Source organism: Neisseria sp. P0021.S005 (genome assembly GCF_051956955.1).
Genome location: NZ_JBQCWY010000139.1, coordinates 1 through 6644, shown reverse-complemented (window position 1 = coordinate 6644; position 6644 = coordinate 1). Strand labels below are relative to the sequence as shown.

General features: G+C 48.3%; 7 protein-coding genes. 2 read left to right on the top strand and 5 right to left on the bottom strand.

Annotation, left to right across the window (positions count from 1 at the left end; all coding sequences use genetic code 11):
• A partial coding sequence (locus ACTHUE_RS09140; RefSeq protein WP_440423331.1) for a carbon starvation CstA family protein occupies positions 1–965 on the top strand: 965 nt, incomplete at its 5' end.
• Positions 955–1149: a YbdD/YjiX family protein gene (locus ACTHUE_RS09135; protein ID WP_003747442.1), complete on the top strand. Its 195-nt coding sequence runs from the start codon at positions 955–957 to the stop codon at positions 1147–1149. The genes ACTHUE_RS09140 and ACTHUE_RS09135, both read left to right, overlap by 11 nt.
• Before the next feature lie 117 nt (positions 1150–1266).
• Here ACTHUE_RS09135 and ACTHUE_RS09130 read toward each other — a convergent pair whose 3' ends face one another.
• The 5 genes from ACTHUE_RS09130 to ppsA all read right to left on the bottom strand — a co-directional run.
• Positions 1267–1557, bottom strand: a complete 291-nt coding sequence (locus ACTHUE_RS09130) for a chaperone modulator CbpM (protein WP_049336193.1) — start codon at positions 1555–1557, stop codon at positions 1267–1269.
• 15 nt (positions 1558–1572) lie between these two features.
• Positions 1573–2532 (bottom strand): DnaJ C-terminal domain-containing protein, encoded by a 960-nt coding sequence (locus tag ACTHUE_RS09125; RefSeq protein WP_440361292.1) that lies wholly within the window; start codon positions 2530–2532, stop codon positions 1573–1575.
• A 205-nt stretch (positions 2533–2737) separates the two neighbouring features.
• A complete protein-coding gene (locus ACTHUE_RS09120) occupies positions 2738–3220 on the bottom strand; it encodes a hypothetical protein (protein ID WP_049336190.1) in 483 nt (160 codons plus the stop codon).
• A gap of 170 nt (positions 3221–3390) precedes the next feature.
• Positions 3391–4095: a peptidoglycan DD-metalloendopeptidase family protein gene (locus ACTHUE_RS09115; RefSeq protein ID WP_049332073.1), complete on the bottom strand. Its 705-nt coding sequence runs from the start codon at positions 4093–4095 to the stop codon at positions 3391–3393.
• Positions 4096–4365: 270 nt separating this feature from the next.
• On the bottom strand, positions 4366–6644 hold a 2279-nt coding region (gene ppsA / locus ACTHUE_RS09110), incomplete at its 5' end, for a phosphoenolpyruvate synthase (RefSeq protein ID WP_440423329.1).

The window sequence follows — 6644 nt, the reverse complement described above, 5'->3', positions numbered from 1 at the left end:
TGGCTATTATGGCGCTGGCTGCCGCCGCTTCGCTTGAGCCAGGCGTGTACTTTGCGATGAACAGCCCGGCCGCGCTGATTGGTACAGATGCCAACACAGCTGCCGAAGTCATCACCACTAAACTGAATTTCTCTGTTGATGCCGCAACCCTGTTGCACACTGCTAAAGAAGTGGGCGAAAACACCATTCTATCCCGCGCAGGCGGTGCACCAACCCTCGCAGTCGGTATGGCACACATCATGAGCCGTCTGATTCCGGGCGAAGCCATGATGGCGTTCTGGTATCACTTTGCCTTGCTGTTTGAAGCCTTGTTCATCCTGACCGCAGTTGACGCCGGTACACGCGTTGCCCGTTTCATGATTCAAGACTTGGGCAGTATCTTCTACAAACCATTCGGTAACACCGACTCAATCCCTGCCAACTTGGTTGCCACATTCTTTGCTGTGGCATTGTGGGGTTACTTCCTCTATACCGGCGTAACCGACCCTCTGGGCGGTATTAACTCGCTCTGGCCGTTGTTTGGTATCGCCAACCAAATGCTTGCAGGCGTAGCGTTGATTATGTGTACCGTCGTATTGGTGAAAATGAAACGCGACCGCTATGTTTGGGTAACTTTGGTTCCTGCTGTCGGCGTATTGTTCGTAACCTGCTATGCCGGTTTGCAAAAACTGTTCCACAGCGACCCGCGCGTCAGCTTCTTGGCTCACGCAGGCAAATACCGCGATGCCTTGGCTTCAGGCGAAGTCCTCGCTCCTGCTAAAGACATTGGCGAAATGTCACAAATCATCTTCAACGACCAAATCAATGCCGGTTTGACCGCTTTGTTCTTGGCAGTTGTCGTGATTGTCGCCGTGTACGGTTTCCGTACTGCCATGAAAGCCCGCAAAGTCGGTTGGCCAACTGCTAAAGAAATTCCAGCAGTGTACCGCGACGGTAAACAGCCGGAGACTCAAAGTGAAGCATAAGCTCGCATCTTGGTGGAAAACCATCAAGTTGACAGCGAACTTGATGGCCGGTGTCCCAGATTATGAAAACTACGTTGCCCGCCAGCGCAAACATAATCCCAACGCGCCGGTCATGACCGAGCTGCAATTCCAAGACTACTGCCGCAAACGCCGTTGCGGCGGCAACGGCGGACGCTGTTGTTAATGAAGGCATAAAAAGGCCGTCTGAAAATATTTTCAGACGGCCTTTCATTATGGAATATCAATAAAAATCAAAAACTTTGTCTTGTCATCAATATTTAATCGAACAACTTGCCAATATTTACTCTTCTTCGAGCAGGACCAGCGGACGCTGTATTTTTCTGAGTTCTTCCACCTCGTCCAACAGCCGCATAATCAGCCCCAATGCAGGAATGCCGGCCTCAAAATCACGGCTTAAGCGTTGTGCGCGACGGATGCGGGCAAGATGAAAACCACTGAAGGTGCTTTTTTCGGGCACTCCATCTATGCTGATGATGTCTTCTGCTATAAGTTCCAACAGCCAATCACGACGGCAGCGGCTGGCGGCAACGATTTCTTCAAAAGTAAGGGTAACATCGGAGGACTGAATCATAATTTATCCTTTCTCTTATGCTTGTTTCGCGGCAAAGTGTTTGGCCAATTTTTCCCATGCGGCACGGTCGGCTTCGCTCTCTACTGGCGGAACATTAATGCGGATATTGAGATAAAGGTCTCCGGCTTCTTTTGCAGGAATACCTTTGCCTTTGAGGCGGATGCTTTTACCGCTTTGGCTGTTGGCAGGCAGATTGACCTGCAAGCGGCCTGAAGCGGTAGGGACGATGATTTTGCCGCCCAATACGGCTTCCCAAGGTTTGACATCTATTGTTTGATATACGTCTTTCCTGTTTTTGACGTATAAATCAGGTTGGTCGTGGAACTTGATTTTTAAGTACAAGTCACCGTTTTCTCCACCGTTATATCCCGGCAAACCTTGACCGGCCAAACGGATTTGTTGGCCTTCTGCAATGCCTTTGGGGATTTTGACGTTGAGGGTTTTATTTTGATAAACCGCACGTCCGTATTCGTCTAGAGTCGGCACATTCAAAGTCATGCTACGTTCTGCGCCAACATACGCTGCGTAAATATCAATACTCAATTCAGCATGTTGATCCTCGCCTTTTATTGGGCCGCGGGGTTGCTCGGAACGAGTGTGGGATTGGCGGAATGATGAAAACAGATCTTCAAAATTGAAGTCTCCCGCTCCGAACGGTTCGCCTTCATGACGTTCATAGTGGAAGCCGCCACCGTTAAATCCATTGCCAAACGGATTGCCGCCTTGACCGAACGGATTGCCTCCGGCGCTGCGTCCGTAAGGATTAGCCAACATTTCATCGTATTCGGCCCGCTTTTCTTTATCGGAAAGCGTTTCGTAGGCACGGTTGATTTCTACCGTACGTTCGGCTGCGTCAGGTTCTTTGCTGACATCGGGGTGGTATTTGCGCACCAGTTTTCGGTAGGCTTTTTTGATTTCGGCCTCATCCGCATCTTTGGCAACGCCTAGTATTTCATAATAGTTTTTTTCTGCCATGTTATTCCTTTGACTGCTAATATACAAAATTCTTATAGTTTTAATAATTGAGGGTAGATATTCTAAAATCAAGGGCATTGGAAATAAAATTCTCTATTTCTGACAATGATTAATGGGTAATTTATTTCTTTGTTTTTAGAGAAATAGAAAATATAAAGGCCGTCTGAAATACGGTTTTTCAGACGGCCTTTATCAAATTGGGGTTTTATTTGTCTTGAGCATTTTTTTGTTCGCGAACCACCCATTGGGCAATATCTGAACCCAATACTTTAGAAGTGCGGTTCAAGACGGCGCAAGAGCTTTTATAAGCGCCAAACATGCCACCGGAAGAGTTGCGGGTAAAGGTTTTTTTATTAACTTGTTTGCCGTCAACATACAAAGTGGCTGAAACCGCCATCCCTTTGGCGTGACCGATAAAGGCATTGCCTGCACTCATGGCGGAAGTGATAGCGATATCTGCGTATGTGCCTTGTTTTTTACCGTCACGGACAACTGTTACATCGCTTTTGGCTGCAGTTTCTTGCAAAGATTTGGACATGATGCTGCCCACTTCTAAACACTCAGAAACAATACGGGTATCGATTTCTTCTTTATCGCGGTAAGGAATGCTTTCATCAATATGGACATCTGCGCTGGCAAATGCAGATGCAAACAAGAATGCGGTTGCAAGGATACTGCTAGGAGACATAGTAGGGTACCTGAAATGGAATGTTAAAAAGAGTTGTTATTGTATAACGGTATTTACACTCAATCAACATAAGTTAAATAGGAAAAGATTTTGTTGAAATAGCTGTTATAGCAAGATAATCAAAAGGCCGTCTGAAATACTGCTATTCAGACGGCCTTTTGATTGGGGCATTAATTTGTTCTAGTCAAATAAGGCAGGGGATCGACTGCTTTGCCGTTTAGACGAACTTCAAAATGAAGCTTGACGCTGTCTGTATCGCTGCTGCCCATGGTCGCGATAACTTGACCTGCTTGGACTTTTTGATCTTTTTGTACCAAAAGCGTGTCGTTGTGGGCATAGGCGGTAATGGTGTAGTCGTTGTGGCTGATTAAAATCAGCTTGCCGTAGCCGCGTACTTCTTCGCCAACGTAGATGACGGTACCGGCTGCGGCAGAACGGATTTGTTGGCCTTGCGTGCCTGCAATATCTATGCCTTTGCTGCTTGTGCCGTTGTAGCGTTGGATAATGGAGGATGAGGCGTTATCGGTCGGCCATTGCAAGCTTAACCGGTTGATTGGGGTAACGGCGGTTGCTTGGCGTTGCTGCGTAGCAGTATTGCGGGAGGCAACATGACGGCGGACTCGCAATACTTGACCGACTTCGATTTGTGAGGCGTTGGGAAGGTTATTCCATGCAACCAGTGTATTGACGTTTTGTCCGTAGCGTTTGGCAATTTGGGTCAGGGTATCGCCGGGGCGGACTTTGTAGTAGCCGTCAGGTACAGCTCGGTTGGAAGAGGTATTGTTGCCGGCGCAGGCTGCTAAGACGGCAATGGTGCTGATGAGGGCCAGACGTTTTAAGGCCGTCTGAAAGGTGGAAATAAAATTTGTATTCATGGGTTGTTTCAAAATGTATCGTTATGTTGTGTATGATAGATAGGAAGAGTGGAAAAAGGTTCACTCAAAAGGCATGGGATAAACTGCATAAAGGCAGCATATTAACATTGAAAATTTGTGGATATGGCGGTATATTTTTTTATCATTTTGATGATAAAGGATTTTTTTGATAAGGTAAAAGAAAGTGAAAGTTTTTTCAGACGGTATTGAATAAGGCAATAAAAATCCCCTGCCGAGATAGACGGACAGGGGATTTTTGTCTCATCGAACTTATTTGTTCAATTCGTTAGCCAGATACAGCCAAGTTTCAATCACGGTATCAGGGTTGAGCGATACGCTCTCGATACCTTCTTGAACCAGCCATTTGGCAAAGTCCGGATGGTCTGACGGGCCTTGACCGCAAATACCGACGTATTTGTTTTGTTTGCGGCAGGCAGAGATTGCCAAGTGCAACATCACTTTAACGGCAGGGTTGCGCTCGTCGAAGGAATCAGATACCAAACCGCTGTCACGGTCGAGGCCGAGGGTCAGCTGGGTCATGTCGTTAGAGCCGATGGAGAAACCGTCGAAGTATTGCAGGAATTGTTCTGCCAATACAGCGTTGCTTGGCAACTCGCACATCATGATCAGGCGCAGGCCGTTTTTGCCGCGTTCCAAACCGTTTTCTTTCAGGGCTTTGACAACAGCTTCGGCTTCACCCAAAGTGCGGACGAATGGAATCATGATTTCGACGTTGGTCAAACCCATTTCGTCACGGACGCGTTTCAAGGCTTTGCACTCGAGTGCGAAGCAGTCTTTGAAGCTGTCAGCAACATAACGCGCTGCACCACGGAAGCCCAACATTGGGTTTTCTTCGTGCGGTTCGTAGATGCTGCCACCTACCAAGTTAGCGTACTCGTTGGATTTGAAGTCAGACATACGGACGATGGTTTTGCGTGGATAAACCGAAGCAGCCAAAGTTGCCACACCTTCTGCGATTTTATCGACATAGAAGTCGACAGGAGAAGCGTAGCCAGCGATGCGGCGGGTAATTTCCGCTTTCAATTCGTCGTCTTGTTTGTCAAATTCCAACAAGGCTTTAGGATGGATACCGATTTGACGGTTGATGATGAATTCCATACGTGCCAAGCCGATGCCTTCGCTAGGCAGGTTGGCGAAGCTGAATGCCAATTCAGGGTTACCAACGTTCATCATCACTTTGACAGGGGCTTTAGGCATGTTGTCCAAAGCAACATCGGTAACTTGTACGTCCAGCAGGCCGGAGTAGATGAAGCCGGTATCGCCTTCGGCACAAGATACGGTAACTTCTTGGCCGTCTGAAAGCAGGTCGGTAGCATCGCCACAACCTACAACAGCCGGAATACCCAATTCACGCGCGATAATCGCTGCGTGGCAGGTACGGCCACCACGGTTGGTAACAATGGCAGAAGCACGTTTCATTACCGGTTCCCAATCCGGGTCGGTCATGTCGGTAACGAGTACGTCGCCTGCTTCAACGGAATCCATCTCTGAAGCATCTTTCACCAAGCGAACTTTACCTTGGCCAACTTTTTGACCGATAGCTCGGCCTTCGCACAAGACAACTTTTTCGCCGTTGATAGAGAAGCGGCGCAGGTTGCGGCTGCCGTCTTCTTGAGATTTTACAGTTTCAGGGCGTGCTTGCAGGATGTAGAGTTTGCCATCCAAACCATCGCGCCCCCATTCGATGTCCATTGGGCGGCCGTAGTGTTTTTCGATGGTCAGCGCGTAATGAGCCAACTCGGTTACTTCGGCGTCGGTAATGGAGAAGCGTTGACGGTCTTCTGCAGGTACATCAACGTTGGTTACAGATTTACCGGCTTCGGCTTTGTCGGTAAAAATCATTTTGATTTGTTTCGAACCCATGGTTTTGCGCAGGATAGCCGGTTTGCCTGCTTTCAAAGTAGGTTTGAATACATAGAATTCGTCAGGGTTTACCGCGCCTTGTACGACGTTTTCGCCCAGGCCGTAAGAAGAGGTAACGAAAACGACTTGGTCGTAACCGGATTCGGTATCGATGGTGAACATCACACCGGAGGCACCGCTGTCAGAGCGCACCATGCGTTGTACGCCGGCAGAAAGGGCAACGATGTCGTGTTCGAAGCCTTTGTGGACACGGTAAGAAATGGCACGGTCGTTGTACAGGGAAGCGAATACATGGTGCATCGCTTCTTTAACGTTATCCAAACCATTAATATTCAGGAAGGTTTCTTGTTGGCCGGCGAAAGAAGCGTCCGGCAAGTCTTCTGCTGTTGCAGAAGAACGTACGGCAACGGAGATGTCCGCACCGCCGGCATCGGCAACCATTTTGTTCCAAGCTGTTTCGATTTCAGCATCCAGTTGCTCAGGGAACGGGGTATCCAAAATCCATTGACGGATTTCTTTACCCACGCGTGCCAATTCAGCAACGTCTTCAACATCCAGTTGTTTCAGGGCTTCGGAAATACGCTCGCTCAGACCATTGTGAGCCAGGAAAGCACGATAAGCTTCGGCTGTGGTTGCAAAACCGCCGGGAACGCGCACGCCTTTTT

Excerpts from the sequence above, each read along its gene's own strand:
- ACTHUE_RS09130 (WP_049336193.1), bottom strand. The coding sequence starts at position 1,557 with ATGATTCAGTCCTCCGATGTTACCCTTACTTTTGAAGAAATCGTTGCC.
- ACTHUE_RS09125 (WP_440361292.1), bottom strand. The coding sequence starts at position 2,532 with ATGGCAGAAAAAAACTATTATGAAATACTAGGCGTTGCCAAAGATGCG.
- ACTHUE_RS09120 (WP_049336190.1), bottom strand. The coding sequence starts at position 3,220 with ATGTCTCCTAGCAGTATCCTTGCAACCGCATTCTTGTTTGCATCTGCA.
- ACTHUE_RS09115 (WP_049332073.1), bottom strand. The coding sequence starts at position 4,095 with ATGAATACAAATTTTATTTCCACCTTTCAGACGGCCTTAAAACGTCTG.